This is a genomic window from Nitrosopumilus zosterae (assembly GCF_025998175.1).
Classification (GTDB): Archaea; Thermoproteota; Nitrososphaeria; order Nitrososphaerales; family Nitrosopumilaceae; genus Nitrosopumilus; species Nitrosopumilus zosterae.
The window spans coordinates 983021-1006596 of record NZ_AP026695.1 but is presented as its reverse complement, the minus strand read 5'-3'; the positions used below and the strand labels follow the sequence as shown (position 1 = coordinate 1006596).

35 protein-coding genes are annotated in these 23576 nt (G+C 33.6%); 14 read left to right on the top strand and 21 right to left on the bottom strand.

What is annotated here, in order from left to right:
* Nucleotides 1-52: 52 nt before the first annotated feature.
* Nucleotides 53-304, top strand: a complete 252-nt coding sequence (locus OO712_RS06135; protein ID WP_109875978.1) for a hypothetical protein — start codon at nucleotides 53-55, stop codon at nucleotides 302-304.
* Nucleotides 305-322: 18 nt separating this feature from the next.
* Here the strand turns inward: OO712_RS06135 and OO712_RS06130 are convergent, their stop codons facing one another.
* From OO712_RS06130 to OO712_RS06115, 4 genes are all read right to left on the bottom strand, one after another.
* Nucleotides 323-466 carry a DUF5679 domain-containing protein gene (locus OO712_RS06130; protein ID WP_200829019.1) on the bottom strand — a complete coding sequence of 48 codons (144 nt, stop codon included), beginning with the start codon at nucleotides 464-466 and terminating at the stop codon, nucleotides 323-325.
* A 177-nt stretch (nucleotides 467-643) separates the two neighbouring features.
* On the bottom strand, nucleotides 644-1069 hold the full coding sequence (locus OO712_RS06125; RefSeq protein WP_109875977.1) for a hypothetical protein: 426 nt from the start codon (nucleotides 1067-1069) through the stop codon (nucleotides 644-646).
* Between the two features lie 69 nt (nucleotides 1070-1138).
* On the bottom strand, nucleotides 1139-2590 hold the full coding sequence (locus tag OO712_RS06120; protein ID WP_109875976.1) for an FAD-binding oxidoreductase: 1452 nt from the start codon (nucleotides 2588-2590) through the stop codon (nucleotides 1139-1141).
* Nucleotides 2591-2599: 9 nt separating this feature from the next.
* Entirely contained in the window at nucleotides 2600-3916 is a 1317-nt protein-coding gene (locus OO712_RS06115) for an HD domain-containing protein (protein ID WP_225866793.1), read from the bottom strand.
* A 142-nt stretch (nucleotides 3917-4058) separates the two neighbouring features.
* On the opposite strand from OO712_RS06115, the gene OO712_RS06110 reads away from it, so the two are divergent.
* A complete protein-coding gene (locus OO712_RS06110; protein ID WP_109875975.1) occupies nucleotides 4059-4463 on the top strand; it encodes a hypothetical protein in 405 nt (134 codons plus the stop codon).
* Here the strand turns inward: OO712_RS06110 and OO712_RS06105 are convergent.
* Together OO712_RS06105 and OO712_RS06100 are read right to left on the bottom strand one after the other, a co-directional pair.
* Nucleotides 4460-5011 carry a DnaJ domain-containing protein gene (locus OO712_RS06105; protein ID WP_109875974.1) on the bottom strand — a complete coding sequence of 184 codons (552 nt, stop codon included), beginning with the start codon at nucleotides 5009-5011 and terminating at the stop codon, nucleotides 4460-4462. The two genes, OO712_RS06110 and OO712_RS06105, sit on opposite strands and share 4 nt — an antisense overlap.
* A gap of 5 nt (nucleotides 5012-5016) precedes the next feature.
* On the bottom strand, nucleotides 5017-5460 hold the full coding sequence (locus OO712_RS06100; RefSeq protein ID WP_109875973.1) for an Lrp/AsnC family transcriptional regulator: 444 nt from the start codon (nucleotides 5458-5460) through the stop codon (nucleotides 5017-5019).
* 122 nt (nucleotides 5461-5582) lie between these two features.
* On the opposite strand from OO712_RS06100, the gene OO712_RS06095 reads away from it, so the two are divergent.
* A complete protein-coding gene (locus OO712_RS06095; protein WP_109875972.1) occupies nucleotides 5583-5810 on the top strand; it encodes a tetratricopeptide repeat protein in 228 nt (75 codons plus the stop codon).
* 337 nt (nucleotides 5811-6147) lie between these two features.
* Nucleotides 6148-6642, top strand: a complete 495-nt coding sequence (locus OO712_RS06090) for a tetratricopeptide repeat protein (RefSeq protein WP_109875971.1) — start codon at nucleotides 6148-6150, stop codon at nucleotides 6640-6642.
* Here OO712_RS06090 and OO712_RS06085 read toward each other — a convergent pair.
* Nucleotides 6629-6802 carry a hypothetical protein gene (locus tag OO712_RS06085; protein WP_200829018.1) on the bottom strand — a complete coding sequence of 58 codons (174 nt, stop codon included), beginning with the start codon at nucleotides 6800-6802 and terminating at the stop codon, nucleotides 6629-6631. The two genes, OO712_RS06090 and OO712_RS06085, sit on opposite strands and share 14 nt — an antisense overlap.
* Before the next feature lie 74 nt (nucleotides 6803-6876).
* Between OO712_RS06085 and OO712_RS06080 the strand changes: the two genes are divergently transcribed.
* The gene (locus tag OO712_RS06080; RefSeq protein WP_109875970.1) at nucleotides 6877-7974 is read left to right on the top strand and encodes a radical SAM protein; all 1098 of its coding nucleotides are present in this window, start codon (nucleotides 6877-6879) and stop codon (nucleotides 7972-7974) included.
* Here OO712_RS06080 and OO712_RS06075 read toward each other — a convergent pair.
* The 4 genes from OO712_RS06075 to OO712_RS06060 all read right to left on the bottom strand — a co-directional run bounded on the left by OO712_RS06075 (nucleotide 7971) and on the right by OO712_RS06060 (nucleotide 10612).
* Nucleotides 7971-8246: an MTH1187 family thiamine-binding protein gene (locus OO712_RS06075; protein ID WP_264953645.1), complete on the bottom strand. Its 276-nt coding sequence runs from the start codon at nucleotides 8244-8246 to the stop codon at nucleotides 7971-7973. The two genes, OO712_RS06080 and OO712_RS06075, sit on opposite strands and share 4 nt — an antisense overlap.
* A 319-nt stretch (nucleotides 8247-8565) precedes the next feature.
* Nucleotides 8566-8844, bottom strand: coding sequence for a hypothetical protein (locus OO712_RS06070; protein WP_109875968.1), 279 nt, complete (start codon nucleotides 8842-8844; stop codon nucleotides 8566-8568).
* Between the two features lie 623 nt (nucleotides 8845-9467).
* Nucleotides 9468-9758, bottom strand: coding sequence for a hypothetical protein (locus tag OO712_RS06065; protein ID WP_109875967.1), 291 nt, complete (start codon nucleotides 9756-9758; stop codon nucleotides 9468-9470).
* Nucleotides 9759-9784: 26 nt separating this feature from the next.
* Nucleotides 9785-10612: an MqnA/MqnD/SBP family protein gene (locus OO712_RS06060; RefSeq protein WP_109875966.1), complete on the bottom strand. Its 828-nt coding sequence runs from the start codon at nucleotides 10610-10612 to the stop codon at nucleotides 9785-9787.
* Between the two features lie 83 nt (nucleotides 10613-10695).
* On the opposite strand from OO712_RS06060, the gene OO712_RS06055 reads away from it, so the two are divergent.
* Complete coding sequence (locus OO712_RS06055; RefSeq protein WP_109875965.1) at nucleotides 10696-11601, top strand: sugar isomerase; 906 nt, start codon at nucleotides 10696-10698, stop codon at nucleotides 11599-11601.
* A gap of 43 nt (nucleotides 11602-11644) precedes the next feature.
* Complete coding sequence (locus tag OO712_RS06050) at nucleotides 11645-13837, top strand: elongation factor EF-2 (RefSeq protein WP_109875964.1); 2193 nt, start codon at nucleotides 11645-11647, stop codon at nucleotides 13835-13837.
* A 75-nt stretch (nucleotides 13838-13912) separates the two neighbouring features.
* Here OO712_RS06050 and OO712_RS06045 read toward each other — a convergent pair whose 3' ends face one another.
* From OO712_RS06045 to OO712_RS06035, 3 genes are all read right to left on the bottom strand, one after another.
* Nucleotides 13913-15031: a hypothetical protein gene (locus tag OO712_RS06045; RefSeq protein ID WP_109875963.1), complete on the bottom strand. Its 1119-nt coding sequence runs from the start codon at nucleotides 15029-15031 to the stop codon at nucleotides 13913-13915.
* A 299-nt stretch (nucleotides 15032-15330) separates the two neighbouring features.
* Complete coding sequence (locus OO712_RS06040) at nucleotides 15331-15549, bottom strand: hypothetical protein (protein WP_109875962.1); 219 nt, start codon at nucleotides 15547-15549, stop codon at nucleotides 15331-15333.
* A 352-nt stretch (nucleotides 15550-15901) separates the two neighbouring features.
* On the bottom strand, nucleotides 15902-16417 hold the full coding sequence (locus OO712_RS06035) for a hypothetical protein (protein ID WP_264953644.1): 516 nt from the start codon (nucleotides 16415-16417) through the stop codon (nucleotides 15902-15904).
* A 508-nt stretch (nucleotides 16418-16925) separates the two neighbouring features.
* On the opposite strand from OO712_RS06035, the gene OO712_RS06030 reads away from it, so the two are divergent.
* Genes OO712_RS06030 through OO712_RS06020 form a run of 3 tightly spaced genes read left to right on the top strand, consistent with a single transcriptional unit; the run spans nucleotide 16926 to nucleotide 17923 of the window.
* On the top strand, nucleotides 16926-17381 hold the full coding sequence (locus OO712_RS06030) for a hypothetical protein (RefSeq protein WP_306307571.1): 456 nt from the start codon (nucleotides 16926-16928) through the stop codon (nucleotides 17379-17381).
* Between the two features lie 45 nt (nucleotides 17382-17426).
* Nucleotides 17427-17654: a hypothetical protein gene (locus OO712_RS06025; protein WP_109875959.1), complete on the top strand. Its 228-nt coding sequence runs from the start codon at nucleotides 17427-17429 to the stop codon at nucleotides 17652-17654.
* Between the two features lie 23 nt (nucleotides 17655-17677).
* Complete coding sequence (locus OO712_RS06020; RefSeq protein WP_225866792.1) at nucleotides 17678-17923, top strand: hypothetical protein; 246 nt, start codon at nucleotides 17678-17680, stop codon at nucleotides 17921-17923.
* Nucleotides 17924-17925: 2 nt separating this feature from the next.
* Here the strand turns inward: OO712_RS06020 and OO712_RS06015 are convergent, their stop codons facing one another.
* Complete coding sequence (locus tag OO712_RS06015; RefSeq protein ID WP_109875957.1) at nucleotides 17926-18351, bottom strand: hypothetical protein; 426 nt, start codon at nucleotides 18349-18351, stop codon at nucleotides 17926-17928.
* Nucleotides 18352-18430: 79 nt separating this feature from the next.
* Nucleotides 18431-18655, bottom strand: a complete 225-nt coding sequence (locus OO712_RS06010) for a hypothetical protein (RefSeq protein WP_109875956.1) — start codon at nucleotides 18653-18655, stop codon at nucleotides 18431-18433.
* A 193-nt stretch (nucleotides 18656-18848) separates the two neighbouring features.
* Between OO712_RS06010 and OO712_RS06005 the strand changes: the two genes are divergently transcribed.
* Nucleotides 18849-20447: a hypothetical protein gene (locus tag OO712_RS06005; RefSeq protein ID WP_264953643.1), complete on the top strand. Its 1599-nt coding sequence runs from the start codon at nucleotides 18849-18851 to the stop codon at nucleotides 20445-20447.
* On the opposite strand, the gene OO712_RS06000 is transcribed toward OO712_RS06005, so the two are convergent.
* Nucleotides 20448-21065: an O-methyltransferase gene (locus OO712_RS06000; protein WP_109875954.1), complete on the bottom strand. Its 618-nt coding sequence runs from the start codon at nucleotides 21063-21065 to the stop codon at nucleotides 20448-20450.
* A gap of 103 nt (nucleotides 21066-21168) precedes the next feature.
* Here OO712_RS06000 and OO712_RS05995 point away from each other — a divergent pair, with 103 nt between their 5' ends.
* A complete protein-coding gene (locus tag OO712_RS05995) occupies nucleotides 21169-21549 on the top strand; it encodes a DUF6659 family protein (RefSeq protein ID WP_109875953.1) in 381 nt (126 codons plus the stop codon).
* A gap of 24 nt (nucleotides 21550-21573) precedes the next feature.
* On the top strand, nucleotides 21574-21930 hold the full coding sequence (locus OO712_RS05990; RefSeq protein ID WP_109875952.1) for a hypothetical protein: 357 nt from the start codon (nucleotides 21574-21576) through the stop codon (nucleotides 21928-21930).
* On the opposite strand, the gene OO712_RS05985 is transcribed toward OO712_RS05990, so the two are convergent.
* Together OO712_RS05985 and OO712_RS05980 are read right to left on the bottom strand one after the other, a co-directional pair.
* Nucleotides 21916-22122 carry a hypothetical protein gene (locus OO712_RS05985; protein ID WP_109875951.1) on the bottom strand — a complete coding sequence of 69 codons (207 nt, stop codon included), beginning with the start codon at nucleotides 22120-22122 and terminating at the stop codon, nucleotides 21916-21918. The two genes, OO712_RS05990 and OO712_RS05985, sit on opposite strands and share 15 nt — an antisense overlap.
* A complete protein-coding gene (locus tag OO712_RS05980) occupies nucleotides 22106-22339 on the bottom strand; it encodes a hypothetical protein (RefSeq protein ID WP_109875950.1) in 234 nt (77 codons plus the stop codon). Before OO712_RS05980 ends, OO712_RS05985 begins: the two co-directional genes overlap by 17 nt.
* Before the next feature lie 84 nt (nucleotides 22340-22423).
* On the opposite strand from OO712_RS05980, the gene OO712_RS05975 reads away from it, so the two are divergent.
* Nucleotides 22424-22699, top strand: coding sequence for a DUF5615 family PIN-like protein (locus OO712_RS05975; protein ID WP_109875949.1), 276 nt, complete (start codon nucleotides 22424-22426; stop codon nucleotides 22697-22699).
* Here OO712_RS05975 and OO712_RS05970 read toward each other — a convergent pair.
* Nucleotides 22692-23258 (bottom strand): hypothetical protein, encoded by a 567-nt coding sequence (locus tag OO712_RS05970; protein ID WP_109875948.1) that lies wholly within the window; start codon nucleotides 23256-23258, stop codon nucleotides 22692-22694. The genes OO712_RS05975 and OO712_RS05970 overlap by 8 nt on opposite strands.
* A gap of 14 nt (nucleotides 23259-23272) precedes the next feature.
* Complete coding sequence (locus tag OO712_RS05965) at nucleotides 23273-23506, bottom strand: hypothetical protein (RefSeq protein ID WP_109875947.1); 234 nt, start codon at nucleotides 23504-23506, stop codon at nucleotides 23273-23275.
* Nucleotides 23507-23576: the final 70 nt, after the last annotated feature.

Sequence of the window (23576 nt, the reverse complement as noted above, 5' to 3'; positions counted from 1 at the left end):
ACTTGAACTAATTCATAAACTGTAAATTGAGCTGCCAAAACCACATTTATGCATGGACTTTATGTTGGAAGAAGAATTAATTGATTTGATGACCTTCTGCCTTCAAAATCCCAAGTCTTCAGAGATTCCTGAAAAACATAAGAGAATCACTGAGATCGGACATGAACTATATGCCGATGGGGGACTTGACGCTTTGGAGAATTTCTTTTTTGTATTAAAAAACCGAATTGTTGAAGAAATAGAAAAAGATCCATCCCCAATGCGATCGCTTTGGAATGGCCTTACCGATGAATGGCAGTACTGAATTTCATTATTGAGAAATTTATCCTCTGCCTATTCTGAAAATGGTTGTACTACAAGTTGGGCAGGTGCCCTTTATTGCAGGTTTCCCATTTTTCATGGTGTATGGTTTTGCGCCATTGATATCTCGTTTGTCTCGGCACTTTACACAATATCCTATTGTCATGATTGAACTAGGCTCGAGGTTCTATTAGCAAGAACTTGTTGAACTTTTTTTACTAAGAGGCAAACCTCAGATCTTAATTTTACTGTTCCAAAACAATTTTTTTCGTAACGCAAATTTAGATGAATTTAGGAACAAATTATTCAAATCTCTTATAAAGTAATTTTTTAAAATGTTTTTTTAACTTACGAATATGTTTATTTCTGAATAATTTGCCAGTGCGCTGTGGTTTACCAAACCTTCCCAAACAAAAATTTCTGCTACAAATTCACCAGAATCGTTTGGAGTCCATGATAATGATGGATTGAGTTTTTGATTTGGTGTTAGCTGTCCACTAATCCAACCTAATGATACCACGAAATCGTTTTCATTTTTTATCTGCACAAGATAAACAAAATTTTGAGATTTTTCTTGATTATTTGTGATGTCTGCAGAAATCTGTATTTGTTGATTCACATTAACATTATCATCTACTGGCTGTCCAAATGCATTTTCCAGTCTTGGATCATTCATTGTGGCTCTTTCCAATTCATTCAGTGCAAACGCAGAGGAGAATGTGACTAAAAACATAATCATTACTAGTGCACTTAATATTCTCACTATCACGCGTTTTTGCTCCCTTTTTAGTTAATAAAGCGTTTCTACACTATTTTGATCGGATGATTTGTGAAGGGTTTAGAGTTTTTCTAAATTGTCAATTATGGTGCTTTTTGATGTGATTATTTTTCCTGGATTAAGAATATTTTTTGGATCAAAAAATTGTTTAATTTCTTTGAAAATCTTATAGTTGTCTTTTCCGTACTGTTTTTTTATAAACTCTGAGCGTGCAAGACCATCTCCGTGCTCTGCTGTGATGGTTCCGCCTAGTTTGATTATCTCATCAAAATACAATATTGCTATCTTCTTAATTGCCGTAAATTCACTTCTGTCTGAAATTAATCTGACATGTATGTTTCCATTACCTGCATGACCGTACACAATAGTCTTTGTTTTAAACTTTTTATTTATTTTTTTCAGAATTTTAAAAATTTCCGGCAAATTCTCTAAAGGAACTGCTGCGTCTTCAATAACATGTGGTATTCTTTTTTCTTTTTTAATGGATTTCAAACTATAATGCAATGATAAATCCCTGTATCTCCACCACTCATTAATTTCTGAATCTTTTTTTAGTTTTTTAACAATTTTTCCTGTGATTATTGATTTTAGTTTTTTCTCACTCCTGTCTATATCTTCATCGTATTCAACTAAAAGTAGACACTGAGTATCTTGAGAAAATTTGAAATTAATTTGATTGAGAGTTGTTCTATCTACAAATTCTATTGCTGATGGCATTGTTTTGTTAATTTCTAAACAATTTCTAGACGCGTCTATGATTGATTTAAATTCAATGATAAAAAGAATTTTCTTTTCTTGCCTGTCTCTTATTTTGAGTTTTATTGATAATGCAATTCCTAATGTTCCTTCAGAACCTATGATTAGTTTATGGGCATCTGTGATTGATCTTATTTTGTCAATCCTGTATCCGGAAGAATTCTTAGTCACATTTGGAAACTTTTCAATTTTTATTTTTTTTGAAAATTCAAGTATTTTTTTTGAAACTTTTTTGTCTTTTGGAAGTGATATTCTCTTTCCATTTCCATCAACGAAAATAATCTCTGCGACATTGTCTATTACACTTCCATATTTTAGACTCTTGCTTCCACTAGAATTATTTCCAATCATTCCGCCAACTGTGCAAAAAGAACCAATTGAAGGATTTGGAGGAAAAAATTTATCATGAATTTCTAATTTTTTATCTAATTCTCCTTTGATAACTCCTGGACCTACTATTGCATAGTTTTTGGTAATTTTTATTGAATTGAAATTTTTCATATCTAAAATAATTCCGTTGTTTAGTGCACTCCCAACAAGCCCAGTTCCTGCCCCACGCACTGTGACTGATGATTTGAATTTTTTTGCAATCTTGATGGCTCTCATGATGTCTTTTTCATCTTTTGGAACTATTACCACGCTTGGAATTATTTGATATGAGCTAGAGTCCACCGAGTAAAAATTCCTAATTTCCTTTTGCGTATACACATCTCCTGCTATGGATGTTTGCAATGATTCATAGATGGATTTTTTCATGTGATGAATCTAGATTGCTATTCTATAGTAATCCCATCGTTCTGGATCAAACAATGTGACAAACTCTGCCTGCTCTTTATCCACTCTTGCTCTGATGACATCTCGTAATGCAAAACTTGTCAAAAACTTGTATTTCATGGAATGAGACTGCATGATAAACATGTGTCTCATCTCACTCCCTCCTTTGAGTCCCCAATATCCCATCTTTAATGCCAATGGTTCTAAAAATACTGTATTTCTTAAACCGTAATTCTCATCTCTGATTTCTTCTCGTAGTTGGTATCTTTCAAGCGGTCCTCCTTTTGAATATCCTATGATCTCTCCATTTTTATCATTTAATCTAAGTGTGTTAAGAATTGTTTCAGGATCTTTCACTGATTTCTCAAAATCATCTTTTAGAAATTGTAATGGTTTTGGAAGTTGCACAAAGATGTCGTAAAGTGATTTGATGAATTTTGGATCATTCCTTGTACTCATACATTCTATGGTTGGAATTAACTTGACATTTTCATAAGAACAATCTGCCTGAATTGTGATTTCTTGTTGTCTTAGTTTCATGAATGCAAGAACTGATCCGAAAAAATTCTTTCTCATTTCTTTTGGGAGTATTTTTAGAATTGTTTTTGCCATATCTGTTTCTTTATTTAGTAATTCTTCAAAATATGCCACCGAGCTTCTGACAATTAATGAAGGTCTCCACGCTAATGCATGTGCATTCATTTTTGCCATCTCCATTGCTTTTGAAAAATCTCCTAATGCATAACCGCCAATTCTATCGACTACTGAGAGATACCATCCCATTTCCATAATGTGTTCTTGGTATGGTAGATTGTTTCTCGTCAAATCTGACTTTTCAAAACATTGTTTGATTTGCTCTTCAGCATTTTGTTTAAGTTTTCCACTCCATGGGTATGTTGTTCTCAGAATCAAAACTTTGATAATTTCTAAATCAATTTTTGCTTCATCAATTAATTGTTGCAGTTTTTTATCCATTGAAATGAATTTCAAAACACTTTCTTCGTGAGGTTTGTCCACATTTTTTTGAGGATCAAAATCATGAAATAATGCTGCCACGTAAAGGTATTTTATGTCAGTATCTGTAATTTTCACTTTATCTTGAATTGATGCCAAAAGTGCGAAATACGTGACTTCTAATTCATGGATGATGTTGTGGTATCCGTAATAATCACTTCCCAATCCTTGACTTTCAAACAAATCAATTGTATAGTCTAACATCTCTACATAGCAATCGTCTTCTATGCCTTTTTCCACCATCAGATTGAGAATTTCATTTCTCATTGAATGGGTGTTTGCAAATTGTTGCAATAACACAAGAATGTAATTCCTATTTTTAAAGATGATCTACTGGTCAGCATCAAAATGACCTTTTTCTAAACAATTACTGTAAAAGTCTGTAATTGAGAATTTCTCGAAACACTCAATAGAATTATGAATTAGGTATTTTCTAATGTCTGTCAACCCTGATTTGCTTGAATCTCTGATATTGTTCATCAAGAACAATACTCCCAAATACAGTCTAAATCTAAACGGTGTTTTGTATCCTATGATTAATGTCTCGATTGCCAATTCTCCAGTACCTGTAAATGAGCCTACTACTCGCGGGGGTGTTTATTTTTCTGATACATTTGCCTATAAGATGAAAGGTGTTGTTGAAGATCTTTCTATAGTTCCTCTATTGACAAAAAAGATGTTGGGGCCTAATACAGAATTTGGTGAACTTCAAATTGTGACTGAAATTGAATCTGAAGGGAAACCTCAAAATCTGGAAATATTTACAAATCTCACAAACAGTGTTCAGACCCCAAATTCAATTGAACTTAGTATGATTATAGTCAAACTAAATTCTGTCTAGTCTGTAAGATATCTATCATATTTCTCTTTATTTTCTTTATCTGAAAGTATTTCGTATGCCTTGTTCAATTCCATCATTTGTTTCTCAGAATCTTCTTTTGTTTTATCTGGATGATTTTTTTTTGCAAGTTCCCTGAAATTCTTTTTTATCTCTTCTTGTGTGGCGTCTTTTGACAATCCTAAAATTTTGTAATAGTTTGGAAGTTCATTATTCAATACGGCATCCCTGAATTCTCTGTCTTCTTTACTGTTTTTTCTTGTTCCCAACTCTTCATAATCATCTCCCCAGTCAGAATGGTATTTTTCATAAGTTTTCTCCTTTTTTGATTCATGTTCTTCTTTATCATAAGATGTTTTTTTTCGAAGTATGATGTCTCTTGCCAAAAACATAAAGATTGCAATCACTGCAATTGCAAAACCAGAAAAAAGAATAATTTTCTCTTCATCTGTGACTTCTAATTCCATATCTAGATTGTTTGATTGTGGATATGCTGTTTGTAATGTTCCAAAAATAATCAATAAAATTGCAAAAACACTGATTCGGTTCATTTTTCCTACGTTAGTCGAAAATCTTCTTTTGCTGTATTTAGAACCACATGAGTGATTGTATTTTCCACATTTGGAATGGTTGCAAGACCCTTTACAAACTTGCTCAATTCATTTCTTTCTTTGAATTTTGCAATAATTATTGTATCTGTTGAACCTGTAATGTCATATACCCCACACACGTTTTCAAATTTTGATATCTCTTCTTCCATGTCTACAATTTTATCATTTTTTGCCACAATCTCAATAATCGCAGTTAGTGAATATCCTATTTTTTCATGATCAATAGTTGCAGTATATCCTTTGATGATCTTCTCTTTTTCTAATTTTTTGATTCTGGATAGCACTGTGACAGTTGACATGCCTAATTTCAATGCAAGCTGTCTTGCCGATTGCCTTGCATCCATCATTAAATTTTTGAGAATTTTTTCATCTGTACTGTCTAAATTCATGATTGATTATAGTGAAAAATTTATTTAAATTTTCACTCAATGCGTGTAAATTTGTTCAGTTTTTTATTTTTCCTTGTTATGGTTGGGTTCAGATTTAATACAATCGAAATTCATTGTAATTTATGAGTCAAATTCAAGATCTTGTTGAAAAGGGGCAATCATTAATGGATGATGGAAAGTTTGATGAAGCCTTGGGTTTTTTTGAGCAGGCTCTTCTTTTGAATCAAAATGATCCTGATCTTTGGAACTACAAAGGCGTTGCACTTCGAAGTTTGGGCAGATACGAGGAATCCATGGAATGCTTTAACAAATCCTTGGAAATTGACCCACGAGATAAAAATGCATCATGATTTTACGCTACCGTCTTGCGATGTTCTTTCCCAACATTAAAAAAATAAACAGGGATGATGATTAATCCTCAAAGTCATACTCTGACTCTGAATCGATGTCATCATCGAATCCGTCATAATCGTCTTGAATTCCATTGTTGTAACTCATGAGATTGTGAAATCTGCTAAACGGATAAACAAATCCCTAGTTGATTTCATCTCACTTGAAGTCAATTCTTAACATTGAAGCCACGTTGTTTTATTGGATAAAGACACAAAAATCATAGTTTCATGATTAAGTGAATCCATAGTTTACTTTTTGTCAATCTATATTATTAACAAAATGTTATCAAAGATTATGAGCGATAAAGTAGATAAGATGCTAGCCCAAGCCTTTGAGTTTGCCGATGAGGAGAATTTTGATGATGCACTTAGATTATATGATTTAGTACTCAGGGAAGAACCTGACAATATTAATGCCCTAGTAGACAAGGGAGTGACCCTCCAAAACATGGGTCGAATAAAACAAGCAATCCGAACATATGACAAAGCCCTTGCAATTTCCCCTAATTTTCTTGATGCAATACTGAATAAAGGAACTGCATTGCATTCAGATCAAAGATATCTTGAGGCAATAGGATGTTATGATGTAGCTCTGAAAATTGATAAAAAATGTGCAATGGCGCTTGCATACAAAGGTCTCTCATTAGGGGAAATTGGAGAATTACAAGATGCGATAAAGCATTTCAAAAAAGCACTATCTATTGACAAAGATTATGATTTGGCAAATATCTCAAAAGAACTTGCTCAAGATTTGCTAAGATCAATAAAAAAGAAATCTAAAACACAGTGACATCGCCAGGTGCTGGCTGTCTCTTAATGTTATTTTCGTGTGATTCTGAGAATTCTTTATGCTTTAATTTTTGATGCTCTCTTAGCTTTTCGATGTTTTCAAATCCTTCATGACACAAGTAACATTTTGGTTTGTGCTCATCAACTAACGGAAGTACCATGCAGATAATACTAGTTTGGATTACTTATCTTTTGAGACTATAAGGAATATATCATGATGAGAACATGAAATAACATGTTAGGGCAACTGGTTGGGGATTCTCAAGCATTAGATCGTGCAATAGCCGGGGAGGAATTGTCCTATAAAGACGGCCTTGAACTGATGAATTATGACAACCAACACATTCTTGCCGCTGTTGCAGACAATTCGCGAAAAAAACTAGTTGGGGATACTGTCACTTTTGCGGCGTCTTACTACATGAACTATACCAATGTGTGTGCTGCAAGCTGTCAGATGTGCGCCTTTTACAGGAAAGATGGCGCTGATGATGCATATACCCTAACTTCTCAAGAAATCGAACAACGCGTCGGCATTGCAGAACAGATGGGCGCAACTGAAGTTCATATTGTAGGTGGATTTCATCCGACACTTCCGCTGGAATATTATGAAGACATGATGAAAGTTATCAAAAAGAATCATCCTCAACTAAACATCAAAGCACTTACAGCAGCTGAGATTTTCTTTTTATCCAAGTTAACTAAAAATTCTACCAAAGAAATTCTATCTCGTCTCAAGGATGCAGGGCTTGATTCAATGCCTGGTGGAGGAGCAGAACTATTTCATCCTGATATCCGGGATAAGATTGTCAGGGGAAAATGTACTGGGCAACAGTGGCTTGATGTCATTGAAGAGGCACATAACATGGGAATTCAAAGTAATGTCACAATGCTATACGGACATATAGAAAAACCTGAACACATCATTGATCATTTAATTAAAATTCGCGAATTACAAAAAAAGACCAAAGGATTCATCACATTAATTCCGTTAAAGTTTAGTTTGGATAATACTGAACTAGAGCAACAGCATCTAGTCAATAATGAATGTTCATCGTTATATGATCTGAAGATAATAGCATTGTCCAGATTAATGCTTGCAAATGTTCTAAACAATATCTCCGTTTATTGGGTTGCATATGGAAAGAAGCTTGCTCAAGTTGCATTGTCAAATGGAGGAAGCGATTTAGTCGGAACTGCATTTTCTGAGGAAATCTATCGTGCTGCAGGAAAACCTACTGCGTCATCCATTGAAGAACTGGCAACCATGGTAAAAGAAATTGGACGATCCCCTGCACAGAGAAATACCCATTTTGGAATATTGCGAGAATTCTAAGTCATTTGCTTTTTTATAGACTCTAATTTTTCTTCCATCCTAACCTGTTTGTCTCTTCTTGAATCAATTTTTATCACAACCTCGACTCTTGCAATTCCAAGATTGTGAACTACTTCCATCATTGTTTTTGCAGCACCATTAATTACATCGATGTTGTCTGATTCCAAAATTGTTCCCATGGGATTCACTTGGTATCTTAAATTCTCAATATTCTGAATTGATTCAATTGCCTTTGCAATGTAAAAACTTGCACTTGTAGTCTTTGTGGCCATCGGATATATGGAAATTTCAGCCTGAATCAAGATTGTTTTACAATGATTTTTTACATAATTATATCTTCTATGGCAAATTGATGAGTTTACGTATGTGTTTTTTAATAATAAAATTTTGATAAATGACTAATTACTTATACTACTGTTTACTTCCAATGGAAAGATGAAACCATCCTACGGGGATTTAAGAACCTAAAATGATTAAAGAAAAATGTAATAGGTGTGGTTCACCGTTGGGAACTGAGAGTAGAAAAACTAAACAACGATTTTGCGGTAACTGTAAAAAGAAATTTGAATTACATTGAAAATAATTTTTTGATTATTCGGCGGGTTTTTTCTCCTTTCTTTTTGCACTGTCTTTCTTTCTTCTAGCTCCAAAACTAATCAATACCAACAAAAATCCTACCCCGATTAAGATTCCTGCCAATGTGTTATAGTCTTGATTTTCTTGTTGGGCAATGAGCAAATCAACTACTTCTTCTTCTGTCATTCCTGCTTGGCCTGCAGGCATTGTTGCACTGATGTTTACTACGAGTATGATTCCGACAATTATCATCGCAAGACCTCCTGCGAGTATTTTCCTGTCTACAAGAATCATCGATAATAGATGATATTTCATCATATATTAGGCATTTTCCTATCTCAGAATTTTTTATTATATTTGAATTTCTTATGTTATTCTAAAAATAATTTTAGAACCTGTCTTTGGATTTGATCGTTTTAATTATTCCCTCACGTTTTTTATACTCTATTTGCAAATTGCGCTCTATCCTTTTCATGGTCTCTTCTGATGTCGGATTTTCCAATTCTGATTTCTTGTGCTCTTCAAGCTTCCTAATTCTTTCATCATTTACTTTTTTTTTCTTTGTCTAGTAAATCCAACTGCGCATTACATGATTCACAAATTAGTTCTCTATCTGTTCTCACATGAAATTCGATATCGCATCTTTTACAAATCAGACTCAAATCACTATTTTTATGCTAGAATTGTTAACTTAAGCGTGTTGTTCAAATCAGATTCGTTAATGCTAAAAATGGTTGCATTTTGGACAATAGTATTCTGACTGCATGTTTTTTTGTTCATTGCCTCTTCTCTTTTCTTGAGTATTTACAATTTCCATATAGACGTCACATTTTTTACATATTTTCATATTGTAATTTGCCTTTTTAATCTAATAAAGCATCTGAGATATCAAACAGAGTTTGATCAAAATTTAGCAATTAAAATCCTTCAGGTGGTTTTTGAACAAAAACATTGCACACAAGAACATCCGTCTTTGAATCTCTGTATTGTACATTGCATGATACAAATTTCCCTTTCAATGCACGCTCCAAATCTTCTTTGGTCGTTTCTCCGTATTGCGGTTGTTCTGGATCATCCACTTTTGCAATCATGATTTTTTCTGTTTTACCGTATTCTTCCTGATTATCTTTTCTGGTGTGGCTTACAAGTAGTTCAAATGCATTGTTTGTTAGAATTCCAATCACGGCACCACCAATTCCGTCTCCCATGTTTTGAAATTTTTTTTGTTCTATAATTACTTGGTGGCTATACTGATCTGAAAATCTGGAACCAGTTTTTTCTCTTTTGCCATCTCAAAGAGTTTTCTGATTGATTTTTCACCTGGATCCCCCATATTGACTGTGACCTGATTAACATACATTTTTACAAACTTTTCAATCAAGTCTCGTTTCTTTCCTCTGGCATACTGCATCGCGTATTCTAACGCGTCATCAAAATTCTTCAAACCAAATTCAATCGATGATTGCAAATATTTGTCAAACTTTACAATTGTATCCATGCCCAAATCTGTCCTCATGACATTGATTCCAAGAGGCACAGGCAGACCATCTGTCGTCTTATCCCACCATTCTCCAACATCTAAAATCTTGACATTTCCCTCTTGTGCGTATGATAATTGGGTTTCATGAATTACTAGCCCTGCATCGACTTTTCCTGTTCTCACTGCTTCCGGAATCTCACTGAAATTCATCTCCACAAAATCAAATTTTCCAATCATTAGCTGGAGTAGTAAAAACGCAGACGTCATTTTTCCCGGAATTGCAATTTTGCATTTCTTTAGTTCGTCAATTGATTTTTGTTCTCTTGCTGTCACAATTGGCCCGTAACCTATTCCAAAACTCCCGCCACTTCTCAAAATCGTATATCCTGGTATGTATGCACATGCATGAACTGAAACTGCTGTGACATCAAGTTCTGGATCTGTAGCTTTGCGATTTAGTTTCTCAATGTCTTCAATCACATGATTCACTTTAAAATCTGGAGATGGAACTTTGCCTGTAAACATTCCATAAAACATGAATGCGTCATCCGAATCAGGAGTATGTCCTACAGAAATTTCCATATTTATTTCCCAAATTCTCGTAATAAATACTAAAATCTGTCTTGAATCGTTTTTCTAATATATGTCTGAAATATCTTGATATTGTGAATTCAATTGCAGCATATGAGAAAGACATAGAACTTCAATTAGATTTTTTAAAATCATTCCAAAAACAAAATCCAATATCTGAAAATCTACAAAAAAACACACTGTTTTCTGGCAGTGGCGATTCTCTGGCATCTGCAATGTTGGCAGAATCATTTTCAAATGGTCTTGTAAAAGCAATGGACCCGTTAGATTTGTATTCAAATAGAGAATTAGTAAAATCAAAACATGTCTATTTTGTATCTATATCTGGAAATACCATTACCAACATTAGAGTTGCAACAATTGCAAAAAAAACAACTGCGATAACCTCTCAACCTAAAAGCAAATTGGCAAAAATATCTGATGACACCATTCTGCTTACTGCCGGAAACCATGGCGTCTTTACTGCTGGCAGCATATCTTTTTTAGAAAGCGCCCTCACATGCGTTTCCCTTGTAAGAAAAATAACCATTCCAAAAAATAACGTGCTATTTCTTAAAGCAAAATCTGACGCAAAAAAAGCAAAAATCTCAAAGAGGCTTTTTGTCTTGGGAAATTTCCATACCTTTCCTTTGGCCATGTATTGCGCTGCAAAATTTTATGAAATTTTGGGCTATGATTCGCACTATTGCAGAATAGAACAGTTCTCTCACATGGAGTTGTTTTCTTCAAAAAAAGGTGATACCGTAATAATTTTCGAGGCAAAAAACTCTCACAACACTCAACTGGCGCAAAATCTCAAAAAGATTGGAATCAATGTCCTTCACCCAAACATGCCCTCTGAAAAGATTTCTCAAATGGTTTACTGCATATTTTTTTCACAATTCATTTCTCTTAATGAGGCCAAAAGGAAAAAGAAGAGAGAATGTCATTTTGTCACGGCAGAAAATATTCGTAATGTTTCAAATCAAATGATCTACTGATCTAAGGCTAAGGTTTAATAGCTGAATATTAGGGTCTGCGAATATGGTAAAATTCAAGTCAACAGGAGAGGTTCTTAAAATCATTAAGAACAAGGATCAAATCCGAAACTTTGGTGTTATCGCTCACGTTGACCACGGAAAGACTACCATGAGTGACAGTCTTTTGGCAAACTCTGGAATTATCGCTCCATCTGCTGCTGGAAAAGCTTTGGCAATGGACTTTGACAAAGAGGAACAAGCAAGAGGAATTACAATTTATCAGGCAAACGTTACTTTACACTTTACAAAAAACAATAAAGAATACGTCATAAACATGATTGATACACCCGGCCACGTCGACTTTAGTGGAAGGGTGATTCGAAGCCTCAGAGCAATTGACGGTGCAGTTGTAGTGTGTGATGCTGTAGAAGGTATCATGACTCAAACTGAAACTGTAACTAGAATGGCCCTAGAAGAGCGTGTAAAACCCGTTTTGTTTATCAATAAAGTTGATAGACTCATCAAAGAACTAAGATTAACACCAGAAAAAATGCAACAGCAATTGGCAGATGTCGTATCAAACTTTAACCAATTAATTGACACATATGCCGAACCTGAATACAAGGAAAAATGGAAAGTATCAATCCAGGACGCCAGTGTGACCTTTGGTTCTGCAAAGGATAGATGGGCAATCAATCTTGATTTGATGAAAGAAAAGGGAATTTCATTTAAGGATGTAATCGATGCATATCAGAACGAAAAAGTGGAAGAACTAGTAGAAAAAGCACCACTGGCTGATGCAGTTCTTGGAATGGTTGTAAAACATCATCCTGCCCCACATGAGGCAGTAAAGTACAGAATTCCACAAATTTGGAAAGGTGATTTGGAATCCGACGTTGGCAAAGCATTGCTTGCATGCAGTGATGATGGCCCCACAATCATGATGATTGTGAATATGGTTTTAGATCCTGCTGCAGGACCTGTGGCAATAGGAAGATTGTTTTCTGGCAAAATCAAAGACGGACAAACAATTAACATTATTGATTCAAAGAGAGAGGGACGTATTCAATCTGTTAACTTCTTTATGGGAAACCAAAGAGAACAAGTAGGCGAACTTGGTGCTGGAAACATCCCTGCATTACTTGGCTTAACTGAAGCTAGAGCCGGAAACACACTATCTTCAATTAAAGACATTCCTATGTTTGAAGGCGTTCACTATGTTTCAGAACCTGTTGTTCAAATCGCAATAGAGCCAAAGCATCCTAAAGATTTACCTAAACTTGTTGAAATTCTCAAACAACTAACAATCGAGGATCCAAACCTGATTGTAAAAATTGATGAAGAAAGCGGTGAGACAATTGTTGCGGGAATGGGAGTTTTACATCTTGATGTGGCAACACACAGAATTCAAGACGCAAAATGTGAAATTGTCACATCTGAACCTTTGATTAACTATAGAGAAACAGTAAAGGGAACATGCGAACCAATCATGGCAAAATCTCCAAACAGACACAACAAGATTTTCATGAAAGTAGAACCCCTAGAACCTGAAATTGCACACATGCTAAGAACTGGAGAAATCAGTGATATGAAAGATAAAAAGGTTGTAGCAGAGCTTCTAAAGAAAGCTGGATGGGATACTGACACAATCAAGAGAGTGATGAAATTTGATTCACGTGGAAATGTTTTGATTAACGGAACCAAAGGTGTGCAATTTGTACAGGAATCAACCGATTCTATTAATTCCGGATTTGAAGAAGTGATGAAGGAAGGACCTCTCTGTAAAGAACAGATGAGGAATTGCAAGTTTATCTTCACCCACTTTGTACCTCACGAAGACACTGCACACAGAGGACTTTCTCAATTGGGTCCTGCTTCCAGAAGAGCATGCATGGGTGCTTTACTTACTGCTGGAACTGCAGTTTTAGAACCAACTCTGGCTATCGAAGTTCGTGTTCCTACTGATTTGGTTGGAAACGTGGCAACTGTCCTTTCTGGAAAGAGAGGCAAAGTATTGGACATGTCTCAAAAAGGCGCTTCAAGCATTATCACAGGTGAGATTCCAGCTTCTGAAACCTTCACTTTATCTGAAGAGATGAGGGGTCAAACAGCAGGACGTGCAACTTGGAATACTTCGTTTAAAGAGTGGACCGAAGTTCCAAAATCAATGCTAGGACCTGCCGTTGCTGAAATTAGAAAGAGAAAGGGACTGGCACCAGACCCACCAGGTGTTAACGAGTTTATCGACAAAGAGTAAAAAAGCAGTCCCCCCTCTTTACGCATAAATTTTCCAGATTGACTAACGTAGGACGATGGTATGATTTGTTGGAAATTAATTACCTAACACTGTGTTTCTGTATTTTCTTTCAAATCTTCTCTTTAGTGCAATGAATGAAAGACCTGTAAGTGGTAATGCGATTGCTTTAACTGCATAATCCCACGGCTTGTCTGTGGTATCTGCTACATCAAGATACGGTACAAATGCACCAAGGGCTCTAGAAGTACCATACGCGAAAGCATCTAAGATGTCCAGATTATTTTCAACATGCTGCAAAACAGCACTACTCAGCATAGTATACGTAAAAATTATTATCAAAATACCAAGCGGCTTTTTGTATGACTCCCCATAATCTGCAATATGCTTGTATACAAAAGGAATTGAAACATATCTGTGAAATCTACTTTTCTTTTTAATTTTTAATATTTCTTCTTCGGATTTTTTTTCTTCTATTTTTTTAGATTTTGAAAATGCAGATTTGAGTTTATTGGAAAAAGTAGTTTTATTTTCAAAAGGGTTTGGGTCTTCGTAATTTCTCAAAACTTCTGACTCTCTTATGAAAAATTTTCCTGCGTCTTCATAATTGAAATTATATTCGTAATTATCTCTAAGGCCCTGATATTGAGAAATTATGCCTGCAATTAATCTCAGTCCATTAGAATCATTTTCTTCAAGTCTTATTTCATCATAAATTTTATTTTGTTTGTTCCATTTAGTATATAGTCCGAATTTCATGTTAGTTCCAATTTTTACATTATAAAATGAAACTTTAGATAAATCAGAATTAAATTCAATTTCGGCATTTTTATCAATTATCGCATCGCCAAATGATGTGAAATTGTTAAACTGAACATGCCCAAAATTAATTTCTCCCATAAAAGATGCTTCATAAAAAAGAATTTTATCTGATAAAAATACTGAATGAGCAAAATTTATCTTCTGTGCATGAAATTTTGTACTGTTGAAACTTGCTTCTGATCCATGGAATTTTGTATAAGAGAAATCAACATTTGTGCCGTTGAAGTGAGTCATCAAAAAAGAAACTGATTCTGTGTCAAATTTTGCATGAGAGAAATTTGTTTTTGTACCGTTGAATTGTACATGGGTGATACTTGTTTGAATTCCATGAAAATGCGCATGTGAAAAATCAACATCATTGTTAAAATTAATCATAAAACATATAGCGTTAACTAGATGATATCCTTGACAATTTAGGGCGGTATTGTCTTCAAGTGATTTTTCTATTTTTTTTGAAAAGCATCACTGATTTCATCTGGATGTTCTTGATAATATTTTAAATCATGAAATATACAAAGTTTGGAATCTAAATCTGTTTCATTTGTACATATGGTTTCAAACTGGGAATTTTTATAAAGACATTTAGACATATTGGTAACTGAACAAAATTCAGTTCATTTAAAGTAATTGAAAATTCATAACAAAAAAATTTCCTAGAATAACCCCTATGAACATCAAATGTTCTTAGGTTCATCTAAAGGAAACGAAAAAGGAGTTGAGATATTCCTCTCATTCAATCTAACATCCGTTAGTTTTCCCCACCAATGCCGGCCCCTATCACCGTTAAGTTTCAAGTTTCTCTTTACAGTGGAAAATGATCCAATCTTATCAAGGGTGTGATTTTTGATATTCATCTTGATAGTTCCCACCCTAGTCTTTTCAAACTCATACACCAGTCTTCCTTTTGAGTCTAGTTTGGTATCCTTGTGAATAATGGTCTCGTCTCCTAACTGTCCAATTCCTCGAGATTTCTCAAATTTACCATTTTTGGAGTAAAACCCACAATATCAATAGGAATAGGCACGGAATCGCAGAATTTCTCATCATTTAGTGATTCCAATTGAGAAAACCACCATCTCTTTCTATCCGAATTTAACTTTATTTTTTTATCATAGATTTCAATTTTTCCTATATCGTCAACTCTGTCATAAATAATCCCTCCTTTGATGTAAGTCGTTCTGCTTGTCTGGATTGTAATGTGTAATTTTTGCCTTTTTCATTAATTCTACTATCAAGATGTTTGCCCTAATGATTATACTCTGAAAATATCCACTGTTCTAGTTTGATTATGTCATTGTTGATCACAAATGATAAAAAATTTACAAACTCAACATCAGATATTTTTCCTTTCTGCCATAGTTCCATCACTTTTTCAACCCATAATGGCATTTCATTACCGAATTGTTCAAATTTTATTTTGAACATTGCATTAAGTGCGTCTACTCTGGATGTGTATTCAATTTTGATTTCCTCTTGCCTTTCTATGAATTCAAAAAAGATGTCTTTGAGCATTTGATCAGTTTGCTCAGGGGTTAATGGGGAATCAGATTCATTTTTGTCATGGATTGCCTGTTTCTGCTCATCAAAATATTTCCTTGATTCTTGGAATTTCTCCTCAAATTCTTTTTCAAGATTCCATCTTTGCTCATCATAGATTTCTTTGAGTTGCAAATATTGTTCATCAGAGTCGGACATACCATATGGAATCAGCCCAATAAAGAAAATTCCAGTCAGTCCGAACAACATGTGCATGTTTTGCAATAATGTTAAATGGTGTCTTTAGCATTAAAAGATCTCATTCATTTCTGGAACTTGGTACTGGCCAGTATTATGATGTAAAAATTATTTGTATTTTTTAGACTACATCATTCCCAAATATGTCGCAAGATTATCGATCTTCAATAGATTCCGTTTTGCAGGCAAATCTCATCAGGCATTTTTTCAAATTTTTTTTATCTCCATTTATCTCCATTTAATTCGTGCCTGGCTTTTGAAAAATAAATGGACATTTTTCCATTTATCTGTCGTTTTGCTTGTAATGCGCATTATAATGGTGAATTTCAAAATTTCTGTTTGATGTTAATAGCACTGAATTTTTACCGACATTGATTTATAGACAACCTTTGTAATATAGGTCGACCTAGATAAAATGAGTCATAATGAGCCTAACCTGGAATCATATGAGCGTGAAAGGATAGTTTTCCAGATGATCCGCAACAATCCCAATCTGCATCACAATGCCTTGATTAAATTGATTGTTCCTGAATTTATGGCCAAAACCACATTTGAAAAGACACGAGACATGTTGATTGAAAAAGAGATCATCACAGTTCAAACAAAAGCAAATATGAAATTTTACTTGCCTTCAAATAATTACGAATCCAAATCTCAGCATTTAGTTGAAAGAAATACGACAAATTCTTTTCATGATTTAAAGTTACAAATTAAGAGATTGAACACTGATTTTCCACATAAGGATATTGATGAGAAAATAAACACAGTGAATTCACTGCTGAGAAACTTGTTGGAGACTGACAATGGGTTTACCATTTTGGATGCTGCAAAAAATCCTAAAAAAACCCTGTATCGTGACGAACATCTGACAATTCAGCAATTAATCCACAGTGTGTTTGAGATAATGAGGAATGATCGTGATTCTGAAATCCTTTTCCCGGCAATTACAAGTTATTTGGGATCAATCCTACCCAAAAATTCATTGAAATAGACTAGTCTCATCTAGTTATTTATTCAGGTAGATGCATTAATCATCATGGGGTTGCTGTACACCAAGTTCTATCTTGATTTTGCCGAGAATGAATGGAAGCAAATTTCAAACAATCCAATTGTTTTTCAGACTATCAAAGATGGTGTAAGTATAGACATTGAGGATGACTCCCACAAATCATACAAACTCAACTTTAAGGAAGGCGGAAAACTCAACATGTTTAGAGTTACTGGAAAATTTCGTCTTACTTGGAATGACGATGATGTTCTTTAGGTGTATAAAATAATAAAGGGATTTTGAGACTAGCTTTTGTGACTCTGGAAGAACAAATCACTCGCATAATGAAAAATTTTGAGAGTGCGTCTTCTGAGGAAATTCTTGAAATCTTGAACAAAATAATGCCTGAGTTTAAAAGTGAACTGACATCTGAGTATCTTCAAGGTAAAATTCAAAAGATAACGCAAATTGACGATGAATCTGAAAAAATAAAACAGTGCAAAGCGTTAACTCCTTACTTGGACTGGTATTTGCAAGGTTTGTAAGATTATTCTGAAAACTGTTTTATTTTACGTAATGCAACTTTGATTGATTTTCGATCATTCCTTGCTTCTATCATGTTTCCTACTAGATTGACAAAATACTCGTGCCCTGTATCTTCTGCTTTGTTGATGTCCGCCTCATAACAAGATAGGGCTTTTTCTAAAAATGATATGTCTTCACTTAATTTGGAGATAGATTGAATATCTGATAAATTGTCTTGAATTTTTTTAATTGTTTCATCAATTACCGGGATTGTCTTCATTGCTTGCTGATTTAATACAGATGCAAACATTGCAGCGGCATTTTTTAGTTCTGGGCTGTTGCCCATCGTTTTTAATCTGTTTTTATAATGTTTCAATGATTTTATGATTATCTCGTATCCTCCCTCGTCTTTCAAATAAATTGCGCCTAGCCAAACTTTTTCAGACATTTCAAAATGTTTTCTTTTTACATATTATAATTTAGTTATTGTCTCAAACAATGATTCAGATGACAAAATATCTGTATTGTCAGATTTCGGAATTTTCTTGGATGGGTGGTTGGTTTTTGTTAATTATGTTTAATAAAATTCCAGCTAGCGTTACGCCCATTCCTAAAAGACCTGTGAACGTTCCAATATTTTTTACTAATCTCAAAACAGGATTTGTTTGACCCAGTTCTATTGAATAAAACATCACAAGTCCAGCAACAAACATGATTATTCCAATGATAATTACCGCAAATCCTGATTTCATATTAGCGATGATTATTTCTGATTAATAAACAACAATATCTTGACATCAAATACTTGGAATATTGATATCGTGGATAACCCATCTGCGCTGTATTTTGGATCTTAATCACCTAAAATTCATGTACGTGTGAATTTTTTTTAAACAGTTATCTTTACCAAATTATATAAAAAATAATCAAAAGAGTGGCAACGATTTGAAACAACTGACCCTGACAGAAACAATTCAAAAAGTAGAGTCATTAATTGATACTGGTAATGGTGATGCAGGCAGATTGTATCATATACTTGAATATTTGAAAAGTAGCCGTCCTCTGTATCACTCAGATCAGGTCTATTTAGAAAGTAAGTTGGATTCTTCATTTTCAATTTATGACGATTCAGTTAAAAAAGAAAATGATCTTCTTCCAAAAATTCAAGAACTGATTGATTCAGGAAAAGGAGATCCTGGGAGATTGCAACATATCTATGACACGCTTGAAAGTAACAAATCCCTTTATCATTCCGACGTGTCTTACCTTGAGTCAAAATTAAACTCAGATCCTCAAATTAAATCTGTAGAAGAAAAGAAAGTACTTTCACCACCTCCAAAAGAAATTGTTTCTTCACCACCTCCAAAAGAAATTGTTTCTTCACCACCTCCAAAAGAAATTGTTTCTTCACCACCTCCAAAAGAAATTGTTTCTTCACCACCTCCAAAAGAAATTGTTTCTTCACCACCTCCAAAAGAAATTGTTTCTTCACCACCTCCAAAAGAAATTGTTTCTTCACCACCTCCAAAAGAAATTGTTTCTACTATTGAACCAAAAACAGAGATTAGGGGTAGCATGCCAAAAGGATGGAGTCCAAAAAATAATTCTAATGAACTAACAGAAATAAATGCCGATATAAAAAATGAAGAGGCAAAAATTGAACAACAAGAAAAGATTTCTGACGAAATAAATCATCAGCGTTCAAAATTAACACAGTTAATATCTCATAGAAAAGAATATGAGCAAAAAATCACTCATGAAAAATCCTCTCTTGAATCACAAATTAAAGATGAAAGACTAAGAATCGAAGCCCAAACAAAACTGTCACAAGAAATTATCTCTCAAAAGGAAGAATTAGCTAACGTAAAAAAGGAAAGAGAGCAAATAATTAAAAAAATTGATGTTGAGAAAACTAAAATCACAAGAGAACTAAATGAGCAAAAAAAACAACTGATTCAAGCACAACTTGACCAAGAAGAAATTGAAAAACAGGTTCAAAAAGAACAGATGTTGCTAGCACAAATGGCTGAGGAGCAAAAATCACGCCTGGCAGAACAGGCCAAAATCGCACACGACATCAAATTAAGACAAGCAGAATTCGAACAAACCAAGAAAGATTACGAAGATATTGTTTCACAAGTTAATCAAGAAAAGGCACAATTTACAGAATCTGAAAAACTTGAAAAAATTCTTAAAAAACAAGAAAAAGAATTGATTTCTGCCAAAGAAAAACGGCTAAACTTAATCAGTACAATATCCAAAGAAAAAGAACTAATATTAAAAAAGACTCAAGAAGAAAAAGACAAATTAAAATCACAAATTAAATTAAACACACAACTTAAAAAAGAAGAAAAATTATTTGAATCCCTAAAAAAGAAACGTGACAAAATTGAACAGCAAATAAAAATCAAAAATCAAAAACTAAAATCTGAACAGGAAAAAATCAAAAAACAAATTGATGACAAAAACAAAAAGCTGAAATCTATAGAGAAAAAATTAAAACCTAGTAAAAAATCCTCTAGCAAGAAAACAGCAAAAGAATGATTATCTTACTTTGATTGTAATTTCTTCACCATTTCCAATGTTTGATGTTATGGTGTTGAGATCCGGATTTTCTTTCAAATAATCTGAAAATTTTTTCATGTGTTCACGATATTTTTCGGGATACAACATATTGTCTGTGACTATGATTCCTCCTACAGAAACCATTGGAAGTATTAAATCAAAATACTCGATTATGTTTTCTTTATCCGCATCAATTAAAACAAAATCAAAATATTCTTTGTATTCATCAATGCAACTCATTTTGCTTAGGATGTCTAGTGCATGACCTTCTTTGATTTCAACTGCATCTTGGATCTCTGCTTTTAGAAAGTTTTCTTTTGCCCTCTTTACCTTGTTTGGATTTTGCTCTATTGTGATTATCTTACCTGCTTGTTCTAAAATTGCCTCAGCACACCATATTGATGAATATCCTACCGATGTGCCTATTTCTAACATGTTTTTGGCATTTTTTAGGCGTAAAAGCATGTTTAGTAATTCTCCAGTTTCTTTAGTAATTGCAAGCATTCTGTTCTCAGGCAATGTGTCTACCATTCTTGATTTTTCAAGGGTGGATTGTACTTCCAACTCATTAAGAGTATTGAAAATTGACTCTTTCATGCTTTTGTAAGGTTTCAAATGGATTTAACTATGCTTTTTCATATTGCATGTTTTTGAAATATTTTGATAGCTTATATTTAGCAAAATATTTTTCACACTAGATATGGCAACCGCAACAAAATTTGATTATTTGGAAATTGTTCAGAAAATTCTAAATTTAGATCCAAAAATGAGATTTGCAGCTATTATTGATCCAAAAGGTAACATTCGAGAAGCAATCATGAAAACAGGCAAAACTAGTCTTAAAACCCAAAAAGAAGAAGAACATTTCTGCAAACAAGTTGCACAACGAAGATCAATGCGAAAGGAGTTTGATCGTTCTCTTGGTAAAGTGCGTTACGTTCACGTTGAAAGAGAAAAAGTATCTCAAATGGTTATTTACACAAAAAGAAATATTGTATATTTTACAATGGAGCCAGAAATGCCAATTGATACAAAAATCCGATTAATTACACGCATTAAGAAAATTACCTCTGAAATTTAGACTCTATACCGAATTTTAAAAAATATGACATTTCACAAGTATATTGGCGATTCGAAGATGTTTGAGTATGATAAACATTACAAGGAATGCCGGCAGCTAAACAAACCTTTCATTAAGGCAAAAATTAACCCTCGTCATGGAAATTATTATGTTCAAATTGATTTGATTACGTGTAATTACGAATTGACCGATAAAGGATTAGTGGAAATCAAAAAATTATTTGATAAAGAAATAAAATTCCTAAACATGTCTGCAGATTTTACAAATTTCAGTATAGATGACGAACTGGCTTGGTTTGATGGGGTATCGATAGAACATCTTGATGATTTTTGTAACTCTCTTTATGATTTAACCCAAAAACATCGTCTAAAATCTGATTAAGTTTTTGATTATCTTGTCTACTACCTGCACTTCGTACTTTCTTTCCTTAATTGTAGCCTCGTTCCATTTTTTTGCAAATTCTGACTGTTTGTCCAGTTTTTCTAATTCTTCGATGTATTTTACTAAATGAATTTTATAATCCTGTAGCAAGTCTAGATGTTTATTGTGATTTTTTTCAGTCGGCGTTGCCATTCCATTCTTCTTCCTTGATTTCTGGAAACATGTCTCTTATTCGTTTTCTGTCTTTTTCCATGGCTTCGATTCTATTTTCTAGGTGTTCTTTGATTGCCGATTCGTTTTCTTGCTCTTTTTCTTTTTTAATATTTGAAATTACTTTAGTTAAAGATCTATAATACACAATATGGTTCTTCATTGACTCTGCTGATTTATCCTCTTTTTTCTCATCCATGAGCAATAAACAATTTCATTGAAAATAAGTATTTGACATTCATGATTTATTTACACTAATATTGAATTTAACTTAGTAATTTTTATGAAAATTCTTGTAGATGAAAACCTAGATGGAATGGATGAACGATTGATAAATTTGGGGTATGATGCTCAAAGTGTAAGAAAATTACAGAGGGAAGGAAAGAAGCTAGGTTCGGACTATTCTATTATTAATTACGCTCGTGAAAACGACATGATCATTGTAACAAAAGATACGGAATTTCGTAAAGCAAGCGATGAAAATAATTTTCCACTTATTCTTCTTGATGATGAAGAAATTCTTAAAGTGATAGTGGAAAAATTAAAAAATTTCAGTTAACATTGCTAGTGTCTATTTGTGGTATTCTTAAATTGGCCAGGACCTCATTCAGGAAATCCTTTTCTGGTTGATGTGCAATAACATCCATGATTATTTTCCAACAATCATCTATCTTTCTATTTATCTGTGAGAACATTTTATCTTTCTTGAATGCGGGATAATGTGATAGCAATTTCATAATTCCATCCGTTGACTGTACAATGTGTATCAAATGAATAACTGATCTTAATCTCTCATGAAATGAAAAATTTTCCTCCTTGCTAATAATGGTAAAATTTTTTATTTCTTCAAAAACTGTTTCAATCTCCTTATGTAGACTTTTTAATTGATTGTTTACTGATTCGTACAGATTTATCAATTCGTATTCTATGTGGGATCTACTGTGAACTTTTTTCTCTATTTCTCCTGCTTCAACTAATGCACTGATTTCTCTGTATACTGTCTTTTCATTGCCCATTTTTTCTATGACCCTTTTAGCAAGTTCTGTACCGCGAATTTTCCCATTCTCATTGAGAATTCTGATGATCTCCGTTCTGATAATCTGTGAATCTTTTTCCATAATTTCCACCAGGACTATTTTTGATATTTTCCTAGTACTGTTTTTTCTCCATTCTCATTAATTTCTCTTACTAATAACTCCAAAATCTCTATTCCTTTTTTGATTGGTTCTTTATTGATGTTTTTCAACTCTAAATTTTTTTTCAGAATGTTTTTTTCATTGCTTATGAAACTTAGTAAACTGACATCTTCCCCCATGTTGAGATTTATGAAAAAATCCACATATTCTGAAGGTGATTTTATTCCCATGTTTTCTGAAGATTATTCTGGTATTTGTTTGAATCCTGATAAACTAGGTTTATTTAGAATTTTTACCAAT